This window comes from Klebsiella sp. CSG-1, from assembly GCF_056521145.1.
In genome coordinates, this window is record NZ_JBWNLD010000001.1 from 85,269 (window position 1) to 103,562 (window position 18,294).

The 18,294-nt window shown below is 56.6% G+C and carries 13 protein-coding genes; 6 read left to right on the forward strand and 7 right to left on the reverse strand.

What is annotated here, in order from left to right:
- Positions 1–84 precede the first annotated feature (84 nt).
- From serS to lrp, 5 genes are all read right to left on the reverse strand, one after another.
- The gene (gene serS, locus AC007G_RS00505; protein WP_032688604.1) at positions 85–1,377 is read right to left on the reverse strand and encodes a serine--tRNA ligase; all 1,293 of its coding nucleotides are present in this window, start codon (positions 1,375–1,377) and stop codon (positions 85–87) included.
- 91 nt (positions 1,378–1,468) lie between these two features.
- Positions 1,469–2,812 (reverse strand): replication-associated recombination protein RarA, encoded by a 1,344-nt coding sequence (gene rarA / locus AC007G_RS00510; protein WP_015584803.1) that lies wholly within the window; start codon positions 2,810–2,812, stop codon positions 1,469–1,471.
- A gap of 8 nt (positions 2,813–2,820) precedes the next feature.
- Complete coding sequence (lolA, locus tag AC007G_RS00515; protein WP_004860037.1) at positions 2,821–3,432, reverse strand: outer membrane lipoprotein periplasmic chaperone LolA; 612 nt, start codon at positions 3,430–3,432, stop codon at positions 2,821–2,823.
- 123 nt (positions 3,433–3,555) lie between these two features.
- Entirely contained in the window at positions 3,556–7,770 is a 4,215-nt protein-coding gene (ftsK, locus tag AC007G_RS00520; protein WP_180888618.1) for a DNA translocase FtsK, read from the reverse strand.
- A gap of 135 nt (positions 7,771–7,905) precedes the next feature.
- On the reverse strand, positions 7,906–8,400 hold the full coding sequence (lrp, locus tag AC007G_RS00525; protein WP_000228469.1) for a leucine-responsive transcriptional regulator Lrp: 495 nt from the start codon (positions 8,398–8,400) through the stop codon (positions 7,906–7,908).
- A gap of 535 nt (positions 8,401–8,935) precedes the next feature.
- On the opposite strand from lrp, the gene trxB reads away from it, so the two are divergent.
- The 5 genes from trxB (at position 8,936) to infA (ending at position 14,974) form a co-directional block, all read left to right on the forward strand.
- Entirely contained in the window at positions 8,936–9,904 is a 969-nt protein-coding gene (trxB, locus tag AC007G_RS00530) for a thioredoxin-disulfide reductase (RefSeq protein WP_004860029.1), read from the forward strand.
- 114 nt (positions 9,905–10,018) lie between these two features.
- Positions 10,019–11,785: a heme ABC transporter permease/ATP-binding protein CydD gene (gene cydD, locus AC007G_RS00535; protein WP_032700450.1), complete on the forward strand. Its 1,767-nt coding sequence runs from the start codon at positions 10,019–10,021 to the stop codon at positions 11,783–11,785.
- Positions 11,786–13,507, forward strand: coding sequence for a heme ABC transporter ATP-binding protein/permease CydC (gene cydC, locus AC007G_RS00540; RefSeq protein ID WP_064793838.1), 1,722 nt, complete (start codon positions 11,786–11,788; stop codon positions 13,505–13,507).
- A 159-nt stretch (positions 13,508–13,666) separates the two neighbouring features.
- Positions 13,667–14,371 carry a leucyl/phenylalanyl-tRNA--protein transferase gene (aat, locus tag AC007G_RS00545; RefSeq protein WP_032700452.1) on the forward strand — a complete coding sequence of 235 codons (705 nt, stop codon included), beginning with the start codon at positions 13,667–13,669 and terminating at the stop codon, positions 14,369–14,371.
- A 384-nt stretch (positions 14,372–14,755) separates the two neighbouring features.
- On the forward strand, positions 14,756–14,974 hold the full coding sequence (gene infA / locus AC007G_RS00550) for a translation initiation factor IF-1 (protein WP_002211347.1): 219 nt from the start codon (positions 14,756–14,758) through the stop codon (positions 14,972–14,974).
- Between the two features lie 130 nt (positions 14,975–15,104).
- Here the strand turns inward: infA and clpA are convergent, their stop codons facing one another.
- Positions 15,105–17,384 carry an ATP-dependent Clp protease ATP-binding subunit ClpA gene (clpA, locus tag AC007G_RS00555; protein ID WP_032688638.1) on the reverse strand — a complete coding sequence of 760 codons (2,280 nt, stop codon included), beginning with the start codon at positions 17,382–17,384 and terminating at the stop codon, positions 15,105–15,107.
- Positions 17,385–17,414: 30 nt separating this feature from the next.
- Positions 17,415–17,732: an ATP-dependent Clp protease adapter ClpS gene (clpS, locus tag AC007G_RS00560; RefSeq protein ID WP_004860017.1), complete on the reverse strand. Its 318-nt coding sequence runs from the start codon at positions 17,730–17,732 to the stop codon at positions 17,415–17,417.
- Between the two features lie 325 nt (positions 17,733–18,057).
- Between clpS and cspD the strand changes: the two genes are divergently transcribed.
- On the forward strand, positions 18,058–18,279 hold the full coding sequence (gene cspD / locus AC007G_RS00565; protein WP_004860015.1) for a cold shock-like protein CspD: 222 nt from the start codon (positions 18,058–18,060) through the stop codon (positions 18,277–18,279).
- The last annotated feature ends 15 nt before the right edge of the window (positions 18,280–18,294 follow it).

An 18,294-nucleotide genomic window follows, 5' to 3' on the forward strand; every position in this document is an offset into this window, starting at 1 on the left:
ATCGCCAGAGGGATTATTGCCCGGCATCAATAAGGGGATAAAAAAAAAGCGCCCGAAGGCGCTTTTGAGAAACAGGTAAAAAAATCAGCCGATAAATTCGAGGCCGCGCATATAGGGGCGCAGAATTTCCGGGATTTCGATACGACCATCCGCCTGCTGATAGTTTTCCATTAGCGCGACCAGGGTACGACCTACCGCCAGCCCGGAACCGTTCAGCGTATGCACCAGACGGGTTTTCTTGTCGGACTTGCTGCGGCAGCGTGCCTGCATACGACGCGCCTGGAAGTCCCAGACGTTAGAGCAGGAGGAGATTTCACGATAGGTGTTCTGTGCCGGAACCCAGACTTCCAGATCATACGTTTTGCATGCGCTGAAGCCCATATCGCCGGTGCAGAGCGCCACTTTGCGGTATGGCAGACCCAGCAGCTGCAGAACTTTTTCCGCATGGCCGGTCATCTCTTCCAGCGCCGCCATCGAATCTTCCGGACGCACGATCTGCACCATTTCCACTTTGTCGAACTGATGCATACGGATCAGACCGCGGGTATCACGGCCGTAGGATCCCGCCTCAGAACGGAAACACGGCGTGTGAGCGGTCATTTTGATCGGCAGATCGTCTTCGTCGATGATCTCATCGCGAACGAGGTTGGTCAGCGGTACTTCCGCAGTGGGAATCAGCGCATAGTTGCTGCTATCCGCTTCTTCTTCCAGCGGGCGCGTATGGAACAGATCGCCGGCAAATTTCGGCAGCTGACCGGTACCGTACAGCGTCTCCTGGTTCACCAGGTACGGCACATAGTTTTCACTGTAGCCGTGCTGTTCGGTATGCAGATCCAGCATGAACTGCGCCAGCGCACGATGCAGACGGGCCAGTTGCCCTTTCATCACCACAAAACGGGAGCCGGTCAGCTTAACGGCTGCGGCAAAGTCCAGCCCGCCGTGCATTTCGCCCAGCGTCACGTGATCGCGGACGTCAAAATCGAACTCGCGCGGCGTACCCCAGCGGCTGACTTCAACGTTGTCGTTTTCGTCGCGACCGGCCGGAACGTCGTCGTGCGGAATGTTCGGGATAGTCAGCGCGATATCGCGGATCTCTGCCAGTAACACGTCCAGTTCGGCTTTCGCCGCATCCAGCTGTTCGCCAAGTTTGTTGACTTCCTGGCGTAATGGCTCGATATCTTCCCCGCGCGCTTTCGCCTGGCCAATGGATTTCGATCGGGAGTTACGCTCCGCCTGCAGGTTTTCCGTTTCAACCTGCAGAACTTTACGACGCTCTTCCAGAGCGCGCAGTTTATCTACATCCAGCTTAAAGCCCCGGCGTGCCAGTTTTTCAGCGACTGCGTCTGGCTCGGTACGCAGCAGATTGGGATCGAGCATGCTTATCCTGTGCTTATCGAATAAATAAAAGAAAAGTGGCCGCAGACTACGACCACCGGGATATCTTGATAACCTTACCGCAACGTCTCTGTTAGCGGTAGCGTTTTATGGGGCTATTTTGATCCTGTTCGGTAAGCCAGGCGAGCTTTTCGCCAATTTTCCCTTCGAGCCCCCGATTTGTTGGCCGATAATAACGAGTTTGAGCCATTTCCTGCGGGAAATAGGCTTCCCCGGCAGCATAGGCGTTTGGCTCATCATGGGCATAGCGATACTCCTGCCCATAGCCCATCTCTTTCATCAAGCGGGTTGGCGCGTTGCGCAGATGCACCGGCACATCATAATCCGGACGCTCGCGGGCATCGGCCATGGCGGCTTTAAATGCCGTGTAGACCGCGTTGCTCTTCGGCGCGCAGGCGAGATAAACGATGGCCTGCGCAATAGCGCGCTCGCCCTCCGCGGGCCCGACTCGGGTAAAACAGTCCCAGGCAGAGAGCGCGACCTGCATAGCTCGCGGGTCAGCATTTCCGACATCTTCTGAAGCGATCGCCAGGCAGCGTCGGGCCACATACAGCGGATCGCCGCCGGCGGTGATGATACGTGCGTACCAGTACAGCGCCGCATCCGGCGCGCTGCCGCGCACGGACTTGTGCAGCGCGGAAATCAAATCGTAGAAACGGTCGCCTTTATTATCAAACCGCGCGCTGCGTTCACCGGCAATTTCGGTCAGCAGTTCCGCTTTCAGCACCCGGTTGCCGGAGGCATCCGTCTCTGCCATATCGGCCATCATTTCCAGCGTATTCAGCGCCCGACGCGCATCGCCGTTAACCAGCCCGGCGATAGCCTGCCGAGTATCATCCGGCAGCACGATATTTTGCCCGCCATAGCCACGATCTTTATCGTTCATCGCCTGCGTGAGCACATGCTCAATATCCTCGCTGGACAACGATTTCAGCAGATACACGCGCGCCCGGGATAGCAGCGCGGAATTGAGTTCAAAAGAGGGGTTTTCCGTCGTCGCGCCAATGAAGGTGATGGTGCCGTCTTCAATATGCGGTAAAAACGCATCCTGCTGGCTTTTATTGAAACGATGGACTTCATCAACGAACAGAATGGTGCGGCGTCCGGCATTGCGGTTCTGTCTGGCGCGCTCGATCGCTTCGCGGATCTCTTTTACGCCGGAGGTCACCGCCGAGATCCGTTCAACATCGGCGCTGGCATAGCGAGCAATCACTTCAGCCAGCGTAGTTTTACCGGTGCCAGGCGGCCCCCATAAGATCATCGAATGCAGATGCCCGGCCTCAATCGCCCGCGGCAAAGGTTTCCCCGGCGCCAGCAGATGCTGCTGGCCGATGTACTGCGCTAAATTTTCTGGCCGCATGCGGGCGGCCAGAGGTTGAAACGCATTGTCGGAAAAATCGAGCGACAGATTGCTCACATTCGCCTCTACTTACGTTGATCGTCCACCGTCACCCCTTTCGGCGGTGTAAAGGTGAACTTCGATGCATCGACCGCACCGTTTTGCTGAGACTTCAGCTGGTAGCTGCTGCGCTGGTCATCCTGCTCTACCGCGCTGAACTGATGGATGGTCCCGTCGCGGCCCACGTTAATCGTAAACTGCTTCAGGTTGCCGCCGCCGCTTTTTGGCGTCAGGACAAAATCATCGCCGTTTTGCTTGATGTTGTACTGCTGCCAGTCGTTGGACTGGTTGCGGGCAATCAGCATAAACGGCGTGTTGCTGGTGGCGTCTTTCAGCCAGGTGACGGTTGCCTGCTCCACAAACGGGTTGTAGAACCACAGGGTCTTCCCGTCAGAAACCAGAATGCTTTCATCCGGCTGGGTCATATGCCAGTTAAACAGATTCGGACGTTTAACCCACAGGTCGCCCTGTCCGTCCTGTACGGCGTTACCGCTGCCATCGGTCACTTTTTGGGTGAAGCTGGCATGGAAGCTGCTCACTTTATCGAGGCGGCTTTTCAAATCACTGGCGGCATCCGCCCAAACCTGGCTCACGACAAATCCAGACAGTAATGCACAGGTGATTGCGAGTTTTTTCATTGTTATTCCTTAATGTGCGTCACTCCCGACGCGGGAGCCTCTTCTGCCTCCTAATTTAGGGCCGCCTGGCACGGCGGAACAGCAGAACAGGCTGATTTTGCGCTTATTTACCCAACTTTGCACTTACTCGAAGGGCGGCGGCGCCAGCACTTCACGGTTACCATTATGGCCTTGCTCGCTGACGATACCCTGCGCTTCCATCTGTTCGATAATACGTGCCGCACGGTTATATCCGATGCGGAACTGACGCTGAACGCCGGAAATCGAGGCTTTACGTTTTTCAGTGACGAAGTTCACGGCCTGATCGAACAACGGATCCAGCTCTTCACCACCGTCAAAGCCGCCGCTGCCGCCTTCGCTTTCACTATCTGACGTAATGCCGTCAACATACTGCGGACGCCCGCGCGCTTTCCAGTCCTGAACCACGGCGTGGACTTCCTGGTCGCGAACAAACGCGCCGTGGACACGAACCGGCATGGTCGAGTTCGGTCCGGAATAAAGCATATCCCCCATCCCCAGCAGTGATTCCGCACCGCCCTGATCGAGGATGGTACGCGAGTCAATTTTGCTCGAGACGGTGAAGGCGATACGCGTCGGAATGTTCGCTTTAATAAGACCGGTAATCACGTCAACCGACGGACGCTGGGTTGCCAGCACGAGGTGAATACCCGCCGCACGCGCTTTCTGCGCCAGACGAGCAATCAGCTCTTCGACCTTCTTGCCGACGGTCATCATCAGGTCGGCGAATTCATCCACCAGAACGACGATATACGGCAGTTTTTCCAGCACCGGATGGACGGCGTCCATACTGTCGCCCGGTTTCCAGTACGGATCCGGAATCGGACGGCCCATACGCGCCGCTTCGGCGATTTTCTCGTTGTAACCCGCCAGGTTACGCACACCCAGCGCCGACATCAGCTTGTAGCGACGCTCCATTTCGTTCACGCTCCAGCGCAGTGCGTTAGCGGCGTCTTTCATATCGGTGACGACTTCGGTCAGCAGATGCGGGATCCCTTCATAGACCGACAGTTCAAGCATTTTCGGGTCGATCATAATGAAGCGCACATCTTCCGGCTGCGCTTTATAAAGCATGCTGAGGATCATGGCATTCACCCCAACCGATTTACCGGAACCGGTGGTACCGGCAACCAGCAGGTGCGGCATTTTTGCCAGATCGGCAACGACCGGATCGCCGGCGATGTCTTTACCCAGCACCACGGTGAGCGGCGATGGGTTATCGCGGAATTTGGTGTTATCCAGCACTTCACGCAGATAAACGGTCTGACGTTTTTTATTCGGCAGTTCCAGACCCACGTACGGTTTACCCGGAATCACTTCCACGACGCGCACCGCAATGGTGGACAAGGAGCGGGCCAGGTCACGCGAAAGGTTTGAAATCCGCGCGGCCTTCACGCCCGGCGCCAGATTCAGTTCGAAGCGAGTGATAACCGGGCCTGGCGAGTAGTTCACCACATCGGCTTTAATACGGAAGTCAGCCAGACGGGCCTCAACCAGGCGCGCCATTTGCTCCAGCGCGAAGGTATCCACCGGCTCGACCTCGCTCGGCGGCGGGGTCAGCAGATCCAACGACGGCAGCGGCGTCGTCGGCCGTTGCATCGGCTGGCTGTTGCCGTTACGCATCAGCAGCGGGTGAATCAGGCTATCCTGCGGCGGCACTGCGGCTGCCTGCTGCGGCATGTGGCCCTGATGGGCTTGCTGCGGCTGATAGCTCTGTGCGGCAGGCTGAGGCTGCTGCGCCATCTGCGGAGGTTGAACCGGCTGCACAGGTTGTTGATACGGTTGTTGTACCGGCGACGATTGCGCCGGTTGTTGATACCGTTGGACGGGCTGCTGGTACTGCTGCACCGGCGGCTGAGTCTCCGGCATCGGCGTGAACAGCGGTTCGCTCGGACCGTCATCGACCAGCGCTTTCATCGGCGAGAAATCATAATCCGCAGGAGAGAACGGCGTTGCGCCCTGCGGCTGTTCGCTGCTGTAGCGCTGCTGCTGCGACGCCGCAAACTGACGGGCCAGTTCAGCTTCAGCTGCGGAGTCATCCTCTTCATCCTGCGCGTAGACTTCGCCGTAACGCTGCTGCTGGGTGGCGGCAAACTGGCGCGCCAGTTCGTCCTGTTCCAGCGCGTCCGCTTCTTCATCCGTTAACGGCTCGTCGTCATAGGCCTGATTCAGCTCCGCTTTACGCGCCCGCTCTTCAGCCATACGTTGCGACGGCAGTTTAATACCATACGATGCCAGCTCACGGCGCGTAGGGACGCGGACATGATTAGGACGCGGCAGTTTTGGACCAATCCCCTCTTTCACCTGCGCACGCGGCCCACCGGATGCCGGACTGAATAACGGCGCAGCAGATGATGCGGCGGAAGCAACCGTCGCCGCCGTTGCACCAGCGCTCGTCGCCTGGTGTACACCGGCGGCAAGGGTGGTCACCGCTGCGGCTTCGACCGGAGAGGCTGGCGGTGGTGTAACAGGCCGTGTGGCGACCGGGCTTGCCGGCTCAGGGATCGGCTGATACCAGGCGGCCAGCTGCTCACGTTCGCGCGCACGTTTTTCTTCGACTTCTTCAAAATAATACATCGGCGGACGCTGCGGCTTCACCTCTTCCTGCGGCGCTTCAGGCGCTACGGCAGGGGCCGCTGCCGGCGGCTCCGGCTGGTAAACCGGCTGCTGCACCGGCGCCTGCTCAGGCTGATACGCCTGATGCTGCGGGTAAGACGGCTCCGGTTGGTAAACCGGCTGCTGTACCGGCGCCTGCTCAGGCTGATACGCCTGATGCTGCGGGTAGGACGGCTCCGGTTGGTAAACCGGCTGCTGTACCGGCGCCTGCTCAGGCTGATACGCCTGATGCTGCGGGTAGGACGGCTCCGGCTGGTAAACCGGCTGCTGTACCGGGGCCTGCTCAGGCTGATACGCCTGATGCTGCGGGTAAGACGGCTCCGGCTGGTAAACCGGCTGCTGTACCGGGGCCTGCTCAGGCTGGTACGCCTGATGCTGCGGGTAGGACGGCTCCGGCTGGTAAACCGGCTGCTGTACCGGGGCCTGCTCAGTCTGGTACGCCTGATGCTGCGGGTAAGACGGCTCCGGCTGATAAACCGGCTGCTGTACCGGCGCCTGCTCAGGCTGATACGCCTGATGCTGCGGGTAAGACGGCTCCGGCTGGTAAACCGGCTGCTGTACCGGCGCCTGCTCAGGCTGATACGCCTGATGCTGCGGGTAGGACGGCTCCGGCTGGTAAACCGGCTGCGGCGCGTGCTCAGCTACCGGTTCAGCCCATGCCTGTGGCGCTGCGGTTGCAGCAGCTGCCGCTGCCAGCGGATCGGCAATGCTGTGACCATTTAATAGCGGATCGTAAGGGTCAAAATCCCCCGGCCGCGCGGCGCTGGCGCCAGAGAACAACACATCGTCAGCATCGCCAGGACGTGCGGCGCTGGAGCCCGAAAAGAGTACATCGTCCGCCGCTACGGGCGCGCCGTTGGCGCTGAACTGTACATCCTCTTCGGCATCATCCATACGCTTGCCAGAGAACAGCGCGGCATCGGTTTTACGCCCCATCGGATTGGAGAATTTCTCCGCCAGACGCTGACGGCGAGCGAGCGCGCTGCGTAAAATGCGCGCACGACGAGATTCCTGCGGTTTGACTGCGTCGTCGTAGTCGTCTTCATCGTCTTCGTATTCGTCCTCATCCACCCAGGTATCGTCCCGTCGGGTACGGTTGCTGGCGAAGGTCAGAACAGACAAAATCGCACCGCCGAGTTTTTCGGCAATGCTGACCCATGACCAACCGGTAAACAGCGTTAAACCGGCCGCCCAGATGCAGAGCAACGCAATAGTGCCGCCGCTGCTGTGCAGCAACGGTTGCAGAGTGGTACTCAGTAAACTGCCGATCACGCCGCCGGAGGCAAAATACCAGATATCATCAGCGTTAATCGCGGCCAGGCCGCAGGAGGTCAGAATCAGCGCCAGTGCGCCAATTAAGCGTAGCGAAACAGCGAAGTAGTCGATGTACTCGTCGCTGGCCTGATTACGCCAGGCGAACCAACAACCGCCGATAATAATCACGGGAATGGTGTAAGCCATTACGCCAAAAATGAAAAATAGCGTATCGGCAAGCCAGGCTCCCGGAATGCCACCTATGTTATGAATAGGTTCATGCCAGGCCGTTTGCGACCAGCTAGGATCCGAGGGATTAAAGCTCAGTAATGCCGCCATCAGCCAGATGGCAAACAGGGAGCAAAGGATGAGTAACGCCTCAAGGAGTCGGCGCCCGCTGCTTAACTTGGTCAGTTTGACTTCTTTGTCTTCGGTGTATTCCTGGCTCAAAAAAGGCTCTCCAGGTATCAGGCTGTTTCCTGCCTGCTGCTAAAACGGACAACAGTGCCGGGTCACCCCGGCACTGTTGCTGTATGGATTAACAGGAGTGTAATCAAACTACATCGATTTTGCACCTGTTCCGTGTTAGCGCGTCTTAATTACCAGACGATTACTTTGCTTGACTTCTTCCATTACCACGTAGGTACGGGTGTCGTTCACGCCCGGCAGACGTAGCAGGGTCTCGCCCAGTAATTTGCGATACGCTGACATATCCGGCACGCGGGTTTTCAACAGATAGTCGAAATCACCGGATACCAGATGACACTCTTGAATTTCTTCAAGTTTTTGCACAGCGGCGTTAAATTGCTCAAACACATCCGGCGCGCCACGATTCAGAGTAATCTCAACAAATACCAGAAGTGATGCATCCAGATAGTGCGGGTTGAGCAGCGCCGTATAGCCCTGAATAAAACCCTGTCTTTCCAGTCGACGCACGCGCTCAAGGCAAGGCGTCGGGGAAAGTCCCACCCGTTTAGAAAGTTCGACGTTTGAAATACGCCCGTCTTTTTGCAGCTCATTCAAAATATTACGATCGATGCGGTCGAGATCTTTGCCAGGGCGCTTCTTGCTATCTACCATTATTATTGTCTCTCTGTATTCCTTCCCTACTCCTGTTCCGACTCAGAGCCTTCACTGCCCGAGTCCATCCTGTTCTTACCCGTATACGACATTGAGTAACCCCAGGGGTACGTGAGAAGCCCGTTGCCTGACGGCAGCCACCGACATCACGCATGGCGTCTGTCCACACCATGCGTAGATTTCGCTAACCCGGATAAAAATGGCATTTGCGTGCATGAAAATTCGCCGCACGCGAAACACTGCTTTTTGTCTTCCATGAATGTTTTCGCAAAAGCACAGGGGATTGTCAAAGCAAAACATCGATTTTTAGTACAAGATGCCAGATATTCATTATCCGCCCCCGGTGATTCTCATGTTTTCCTCTTATAATTGTCCCGACGACAGTAGAATTAGTTATATTCTTCGCACGTAAAATCGCCAGTTCATTGGCGGCCTCTATTGCACATATCGTTAACAAAACTGCTGCGCTCTTTTTTTACGTCAACAAATTCCCTACAATCCAGCCCAATGTATGCCAATAAATTATGGGGATCTCATGGGCACGACCAAACACAGTAAACTGCTTATTCTTGGTTCTGGACCTGCGGGATATACCGCTGCAGTCTACGCCGCGCGCGCAAACCTGCAGCCGGTACTGATTACCGGCATGGAAAAAGGCGGTCAGTTGACCACCACCACGGAAGTGGAAAACTGGCCGGGCGATCCCAACGATCTGACCGGGCCGCTGCTGATGGAACGGATGCACGAACATGCGACGAAATTCGATACCGAAATTATTTTCGACCATATCAATAGCGTCGATCTGCAAAACCGTCCTTTCCGCCTGGTCGGCGACAGCGGCGAGTACACCTGTGACGCGCTGATTATCGCCACCGGCGCTTCGGCACGCTATCTGGGGCTCCCGTCAGAAGAAGCCTTCAAAGGACGCGGCGTTTCCGCCTGTGCGACCTGCGACGGATTCTTCTATCGCAACCAGAAAGTGGCCGTCATCGGCGGCGGCAATACCGCGGTGGAAGAAGCCCTGTACCTTTCTAACATCGCCTCCGAAGTCCACCTGATTCACCGCCGTGATACCTTCCGCGCCGAAAAAATCCTGATTAATCGTCTGATGGATAAAGTGGCCAACGGAAATATCGTGCTGCATACCCATCGCACGCTGGAAGAAGTGACGGGCGACCAGATGGGCGTCAGCGGTCTGCGTCTGCGTGATACGCAGAATGCCGACAATGTCGAGTCTCTGGAGGTCGCGGGTCTGTTTGTGGCGATTGGCCACAGCCCCAACACGGCCATTTTCGAAGGCCAGCTGGCGCTGGAAAACGGCTATATCAAAGTGCAGTCCGGGATCCACGGCAATGCCACCCAGACCAGCATTCCGGGCGTATTCGCCGCAGGTGATGTGATGGACCATATCTATCGCCAGGCCATCACCTCTGCCGGGACCGGCTGTATGGCGGCGCTGGATGCTGAACGTTATCTTGATGGTTTAGCTGACGCGTGCAAATAATCTTTACAAGTCAGTAACAAAGGTAAAGAAGGCGACGAAAAGTCGCCTTTATTTTTTCCTCGTTGTAACATTGCGTGGCCTAAAAACCTCATAACTACACCTGCTAAGTGCGCAATGAATAAAACCCGTCAACAAGAGTTAACACGCTGGTTAAAAGAGCAAAGCATTCTCTCCCGTCGCTGGTTGATGATTTCCCGCGCGCTGGGCGTCATTAGCGGCCTGCTGATCGTCGGTCAGGCCTGGCTGCTGGCGCGGATCCTTCATCGCATGATTATGGAGAATATTCCGGCGACGGCGCTGGTATTGCCGTTTATCGTCCTGGTGCTGATTTTTGTTCTGCGGGCCTGGGTGGTATGGCTGCGCGAGCGGGTAGGTTTCTATGCCGGGCAGCATATTCGCTATGAAATACGCCGCCAGGTGCTCGATCGCCTGCAGCAGGCCGGTCCCGCGTGGATTCAGGGGAAACCCGCCGGAAGCTGGGCGACGTTGGTGCTTGAGCAAATTGACGATATGCACGACTACTACGCGCGTTACCTCCCGCAGATGACCCTCGCCGCCAGCGTCCCGCTGCTGATTGTCATCACCATTTTCCCGATAAACTGGGCGGCGGCGCTGATTCTTCTCGGCACCGCCCCGCTGATCCCGCTGTTTATGGCGCTGGTCGGCATGGGCGCGGCGGAGGCTAATCGCCGCAACTTTCTGGCGCTCGCTCGCCTGAGCGGCCACTTTCTCGACCGTCTGCGCGGGATGGAAACGCTGCGTCTCTTTCACCGTGGCGAAGCGGAGACGGACAATATTCGCCATGCTTCCCAGGATTTCCGCCAGCGGACGATGGAAGTGTTACGCCTCGCCTTTCTCTCCTCCGGCGTACTGGAGTTTTTCACCTCGCTTTCCATTGCTCTGGTTGCGGTTTACTTCGGTTTCTCCTATCTCGGAGAGCTCAACTTTGGCCACTATGGCGTAGGCGTCACCCTGATGTCAGGTTTCCTGGCCCTGATCCTGGCGCCGGAGTTTTTCCAGCCGCTGCGTGATTTAGGCACCTTTTACCATGCCAAAGCACAGGCCATCGGTGCCGCGGATAGTCTGAAAACGTTTATGGAAAAGCCGCTGGCGCAGGAAACTCGCGGCGAGAAGCTCCTCAGCGACAACGAACCGATCGGTCTCGAAGCGCGCGATGCGATCGTCAAATCGCCGGAAGGCAAAATCCTGGCGGGGCCGCTGAACTTTACGCTCCCTGCCGGTAAACGCGTCGTGCTGGTCGGTCAGAGCGGCTCCGGCAAAAGTTCGCTTTTGAATGCATTGACCGGTTTTCTCCCTTACGACGGCTCGCTGTTGGTCAACGGCGTTGAACTGCGCGATCTTGACGCCAGCCGCTGGCATCGTCTGCTCAGTTGGGTGGGGCAGAACCCGCAGCTACCCGCCGCCACGCTTCGCGAAAACGTTCTGCTGGCCTGGCCGGAAGCCAGCGAAGCACAGCTTCAGCTTGCGCTGGATAAAGCCTGGGTGAGCGAATTCATCTCGCAACTGCCGCAAGGGATTAATACGCCGGTCGGCGATCAGGCGGGTCGTCTGTCCGTCGGGCAGGCGCAGCGTATCGCCGTGGCGCGGGCGCTGCTGGTACCGTGCCGACTGTTATTGCTGGATGAGCCGGCCGCCAGCCTTGATGCGCATAGCGAACAGCGGGTCATGCAGGCGCTCTTTAATGCCTCTTCGCAGCAAACAACGCTGATGGTGACCCACCAGCTGGAAGGTATCGCCGACTGGGATGCCATCTGGGTGATGCAGGATGGGCAGATAGTCGAACAAGGGACGTATAGCCAGTTGGCGATGGCAAACGGGCCTTTTGCCGCCCTGTTAGCCCACCGTCAGGAGGAGATTTAAATGCGCGCACTATTACCTTATCTGGCGTTGTATAAACGCCATATCTGGCTGCTGACTCTCGGCGTGGTACTGGCTATCGTCACCCTGCTGGCCAGTATCGGCCTGCTGACGCTATCAGGCTGGTTCTTATCCGCTTCTGCCGTCGTTGGCGTCGCCGGTATTTACAGTTTCAACTATATGCTGCCGGCAGCCGGCGTTCGCGGTGCGGCGATTATCCGTACCGCCGGTCGCTATTTCGAACGTCTGGTCAGCCACGATGCCACCTTCCGCGTGTTACAGCATCTGCGGGTGTTTACCTTTAGTAAACTGCTCCCCCTCTCCCCTGCCGGGCTGGCGCGTTTTCGTCAAGGTGAACTCCTCAACCGGGTGGTCGCCGACGTCGACACCCTTGACCATCTCTATCTGCGGGTCATCTCGCCGCTGATCGGCGCACTGGTTGTCATTGTGGTGGTCACCGCAGGCTTAAGCATTCTCGATGTCACGTTAGCGCTGACGCTAGGCGGTATTATGCTGGTGACTTTACTGGTCCTGCCGCCGCTGTTTTATCGCGCCGGGAAACCCGCCGGTGAGAGTATCACGCAAATGCGCGGGCAGTACCGTCAACAGCTAACCGCCTGGCTGCAAGGACAGGCTGAACTGATGCTGTTCAGCGCCAGCGACCGCTACCGCAAGCAGCTGGAGAAAACCGAGCAGCGCTGGCAGGATGCCCAGCGTCGTCAGGCGGAGCTGACGGCGCTGTCGCAGGCGCTGATGCTGCTGATCGGTGGCGTTGCCGTGGTTGCGATGCTGTGGCTCACCTCTGCTGGGGTAGGCGGCAACAGCCAACCCGGCGCGCTGATCGCCCTTTTTGTCTTCTGCGCGCTGGCGGCATTTGAAGCGCTGGCGCCGGTAACCGGCGCCTTTCAGCATCTCGGGCAGGTGATTGCTTCCGCCCGCCGAATTACGCAGATTACCGCGCAACAGCCGGAGGTCACTTTCACCGCCGGCAACGGGCAGGCGTTCGGGCAGGTCTCATTGACGTTGAACCTGGTTACCTTCAGCTATCCACAGCAGCCTTCTCCGGCGCTGGAAAATATCTCATTGCAGGTCGGCGCAGGGGAGCATATTGCCATTCTTGGCCGCACCGGCTGCGGTAAATCTACGCTGCTGCAGCTCCTGACCCGCGCCTGGGATCCGGCTGATGGCGAGATTTTACTCAACGACCAGCCGTTAACCCGGCTTAACGAGGCCACTTTGCGTCAGGCGATGAGCGTGGTTCCACAGCGCGTGCATCTGTTTAGCGCCACGCTGCGCGATAACCTGTTGCTGGCCGCTCCCGGCGCCAGCGATATCCAGCTGATGAAAGCCCTGGAACGTGTCGGACTGGAAAAACTACTGGAAGATAGCGGTCTCAACGCCTGGCTGGGCGAAGGCGGCCGCCAGCTTTCCGGCGGTGAACTGCGCAGACTGGCCATTGCCCGTGCGCTGCTGCACGATGCGCCGCTGATGTTACTCGATGAGCCGACCGAAGGCCTTGATGCGACGACGGAGAGCCAGATTCTGGATTTACTGGCTGAAGTGATGCGTGAAAAAACCGTGCTGATGGTAACTCACCGCCTGCGCGGACTGGCGCGGTTTAATCGGATAATTGTCATGGACAACGGCAAGATTATTGAGCAAGGTAGTCACGCGGAACTGCTGGCTGAACAAGGGCGTTACTACCAGTTTAAGCAGCGTCTGTAGTCCGGCTGTTTCACGCCGTTTTGCGTATATACTCTATGAGTTTCAGGCGTGCTGAAAGAGCGGTCCGCTGCGTCCTGGCGTTGCCGGTATGGCGACGGACCGTCCGCTTGAATCACAGCGAATATATTGAACAATTGCCTGGTGCGTATTGAGGTTAAAATGCGTCTGGTTCAGCTCTCCCGTCAGTCCATTGCCTTCCCTTCCCCGGAGGGAGCGTTACGCGAACCCAATGGCCTGCTGGCGCTCGGCGGCGATCTCAGTCCGTCGCGTCTGCTTATGGCCTATCAGCACGGGATTTTCCCCTGGTTTTCGCCGGGCGACCCGATTTTATGGTGGTCCCCCGATCCGCGGGCGGTGCTGTGGCCCGATCAGTTCCATCTCAGCCGCAGCATGAAGCGTTTTCACCAGCGATCGCCCTATCGCGTGACGCTGAACCACGCGTTTGGTCAGGTGATTGAAGGTTGTGCCGACAATCGCGATGAAGGGACATGGATCACCTCCAGCATCGTCAAAGCCTATCACCAGCTGCATGAGCTTGGCCATGCGCACTCGATTGAAGTGTGGCAAGGCGAGACGCTGGTGGGAGGAATGTACGGCGTAGCGCAAGGCGCGCTGTTTTGCGGCGAGTCAATGTTCAGCCGCGCGGAAAATGCGTCGAAAACGGCCTTGCTGATATTCTGCCAGGCGTTTATCCGCGACGGTGGGAAATTAATCGATTGCCAGGTCCTGAATAAGCACACGGCATCGCTGGGCGCCATCGAAATCCCCCGCCGCGATTATCTTGATGCGCTGTCGGTATTGCGCGCCCGTCGCCTGCCGGAAAGATTCTGGGTGCCCCGGGTGCTATTTACCGGCGATGTGTAAATGTTTTCAGCACATTTTTTACCGTGATGGTATAATTGCGCAGTAGAGTAGCTTCTGCCTGTTGCCCCGCCGCCGTTTGGGAATAATAAGAGTCAGATAACGCCCATCGTTCTGTCGCTCCCCTTTACGTTTGCGCCTGTCATGCGGCTTATCCGTGTGAATTCCGGGCAATGCGCCAAAACTACTTCAATGATTTTACCCTTAATAATTTTGGATGCGTCAGGTGGCACCGCAAAGCGCCTGGCTGCGTCAATAACTATGTAACCGAGTGAGCGAAGGCAGCCTGAAAGATAAAGTGCACAAACGTAAACCTTTACTTACTCGCTGAACTTCGGCATTATCTTGCCGGTTCAAAACTACGGTAGTGATACCCCAGAGGACTAGATGGCCAAAGAAGACAATATTGAAATGCAGGGCACCGTACTTGACACGTTGCCTAACACAATGTTCCGCGTAGAACTGGAAAACGGTCACGTGGTAACTGCGCATATTTCCGGTAAAATGCGTAAAAACTACATCCGCATTCTGACGGGCGACAAAGTGACTGTTGAGCTGACCCCGTACGACCTGAGCAAAGGCCGCATTGTCTTCCGTAGTCGCTGATAGTTTTCCGCCCTCGTGGCGTCAGATGCTGAAGGCCGGGATAATTCCCGGTCTTTTCATATCTGCAGCCGGCTAAAAGCGACATAAAAAAACCGGCCCGCAGGCCGGTTTTTGCTATCACGAAGCGGCATTAATGTGCCGTTTCTGGTTTGTGCTTCTGCGCGCTCTGGAAGTCATAAGTCAACGCGCCCTTCTCTTTATCCAACGCAACGGTGACCTGTCCGCCGTCCACCAGCGAGCCGAACAGCAGTTCGTTAGCCAGCGGTTTCTTCAGGTTATCCTGAATCACGCGCGCCATCGGACGTGCGCCCATTGCCCGGTCGTAGCCTTTTTCTGCCAGCCAGTCACGCGCTTCCTGGCTCACTTCCAGCGAAACGCCTTTCTGATCCAGCTGAACCTGCAGCTCGACGATAAACTTATCCACCACCTGATGGATCACCGTCGTGGACAGATGATCGAACCAGATAATGTTGTCGAGACGGTTGCGGAATTCCGGGGTAAAGATCTTCTTGATCTCATCCATCGCATCCGGACTGTTATCCTGCTGGATAAGACCAATCGATTTACGCTCGGTCTCACGTACGCCGGCGTTGGTCGTCATCACCAGCACCACGTTGCGGAAGTCCGCCTTGCGGCCGTTATTGTCGGTCAGCGTACCGTTATCCATCACCTGCAGCAGCAGGTTAAAGACATCCGGATGCGCTTTTTCGATCTCATCAAGCAGCAGTACCGCATGCGGATGTTTAATCACCGCATCGGTCAGCAGCCCGCCCTGATCGAAACCAACGTAGCCCGGAGGCGCGCCAATTAAGCGGCTGACGGTATGACGTTCCATATATTCAGACATATCAAAACGCAGCAGCTCAATGCCCAGCGCTTTCGCCAGCTGCACGGTAACCTCGGTTTTCCCGACTCCGGTCGGCCCGGCGAAGAGGAAAGAGCCGACGGGCTTGTGCTCGTGACCGAGGCCCGCGCGCGCCATCTTAATCGCTTCGGTTAACGCTTCGATCGCTTTGCCCTGGCCGAAGACCAGCATTTTCAGGCGGTCGCCGAGATTTTTCAGCGTATCGCGATCGCTCTGCGAGACGCTCTTCTCAGGAATACGGGCAATACGCGCCACCACGGACTCGATATCCGCAACGTTGACGGTTTTCTTCCGTTTGCTGGCCGGCATTAACCGCGCCCGCGCACCGGCTTCATCAATGACGTCAATAGCCTTATCCGGCAAATGGCGATCGTTAATGTATTTCACCGCCAGCTCCACCGCCGCACGCACCGCTTTCGCGGTATAGCGCACATCGTGGTGCGCTTCGTACTTCGGCTTCAGGCCGTTGATAATCTGCACCGTCTCTTCCACGGAAGGTTCGGTAATATCTATCTTCTGGAAGCGACGAGCCAGCGCCCGGTCTTTTTCGAAGATGTTGCTGAATTCCTGATAGGTTGTGGAACCCATCACCCGAATCTTGCCGCTGGAGAGCAGCGGTTTAATCAGATTAGCGGCATCGACCTGGCCGCCTGACGCCGCGCCCGCACCGATAATGGTGTGGATTTCATCAATAAACAGAATGCTGTTGGTATCCTGCTCAAGCTGTTTAAGCAGCGCTTTGAAACGTTTTTCAAAATCGCCGCGATATTTCGTGCCCGCCAGCAGGGAGCCTATATCCAGCGAGTAGATGGTGCAATCGGCCATGATTTCCGGCACGTCGCCCTGAACGATCCGCCAGGCCAGACCCTCGGCAATCGCGGTCTTACCCACGCCGGACTCACCCACCAGCAGCGGGTTATTTTTACGGCGGCGGCACAGCACCTGAATCGCGCGCTCCAGCTCTTTGTCGCGACCGATCAGCGGATCAATTCCGCCGACGCGAGCAAGCTGATTAAGATTGGTGGTGAAGTTTTCCATACGTTCCTCCCCGCCTGCTTGCTCTTCATTGCTGGGCTGGCTTCCGCTGTTATCGGAAGACTGGCTCGGCTCGTCTTTGCGTGTACCGTGAGAGATGAAGTTGACGACGTCAAGACGGCTCACTTCGTGTTTACGCAGCAGATAGGCCGCCTGTGATTCCTGCTCGCTGAAAATCGCGACCAGAACGTTAGCGCCGGTCACTTCGCTGCGGCCGGAGGATTGTACGTGGAAGACGGCACGCTGCAGCACGCGCTGAAAACTCAGCGTCGGCTGGGTGTCACGCTCTTCTTCCGTGGCGGGCAGAACGGGTGTGGTCTGTTCGATGAAGGCTTCAAGTTCCTGACGCAGCGCCACCAGGTCCACGGAACACGCTTCAAGCGCCTCGCGGGCCGAGGGGTTGCTGAGCAGCGCCAGCAGCAAGTGCTCGACGGTCATGAACTCATGACGGTGCTCGCGCGCTCTGGCGAAAGCCATGTTTAAACTGAGTTCCAGTTCTTGATTGAGCATAGGCACCTCCCCCAATTTTCACGCCTGTCTTCAGGCTTTCTCTAGCGTACACAGCAATGGATGCTCGTTCTCCTTCGCGTATTCATTCACCATCGCGACTTTGGTCTCCGCCACTTCTGCGGTAAATACACCACAAATCGCTTTACCTTGATAGTGAACCGTCAGCATCAGTTGCGTTGCACGTTCTACATCATAAGAAAAGAATTTTTGTAACACGTCAATAACAAACTCCATTGGAGTGTAGTCATCATTGAGCAATATCACTTTATACATAGATGGTGGTTTAAGCTCATTACGAACTTCGTCTTCTACCAGCTGATCGAAGTCCAGCCAATCTCTCTTACTCATCGTCAGTATTCATCATCGGTTGCTGTTGCCAACAGGCGGCGGCCTGTCGATGACCAGAGGCTATGCACAACGCAAATCTACAATAGATCATAGATAACTATCATCTATTACTTCCATCCGCGATGTCTGTCACATTCCCCGGCAATAGCGTTAACTGCTTCAAATTTTGACGCATTTTTCGCCTCCCACTACCGTCAATTGCTTGACGCATTTCCGTATTTCTCTAAATTGTACTAGCGAGAGTTGGCGAGCATTTGAACAACTCGTCACTCCACCACCGGTTCATTCCATCTTACTTATAAAGATTTACGAAGGATGTCGAAGTATGGAAATGGGTACTGTTAAGTGGTTCAACAATGCCAAAGGGTTCGGCTTTATTTGCCCTGAGGGCGGCGGCGAAGACATTTTCGCCCATTACTCCACCATCCAGATGGATGGTTACAGAACGCTTAAAGCCGGACAAGCCGTTCGGTTTGATGTTCACCAGGGGCCGAAAGGCAATCACGCCAGCGTGATTGTTCCTGTGGAAGCAGAAGCGGCTGCATAACTCTTTTGCTTCATT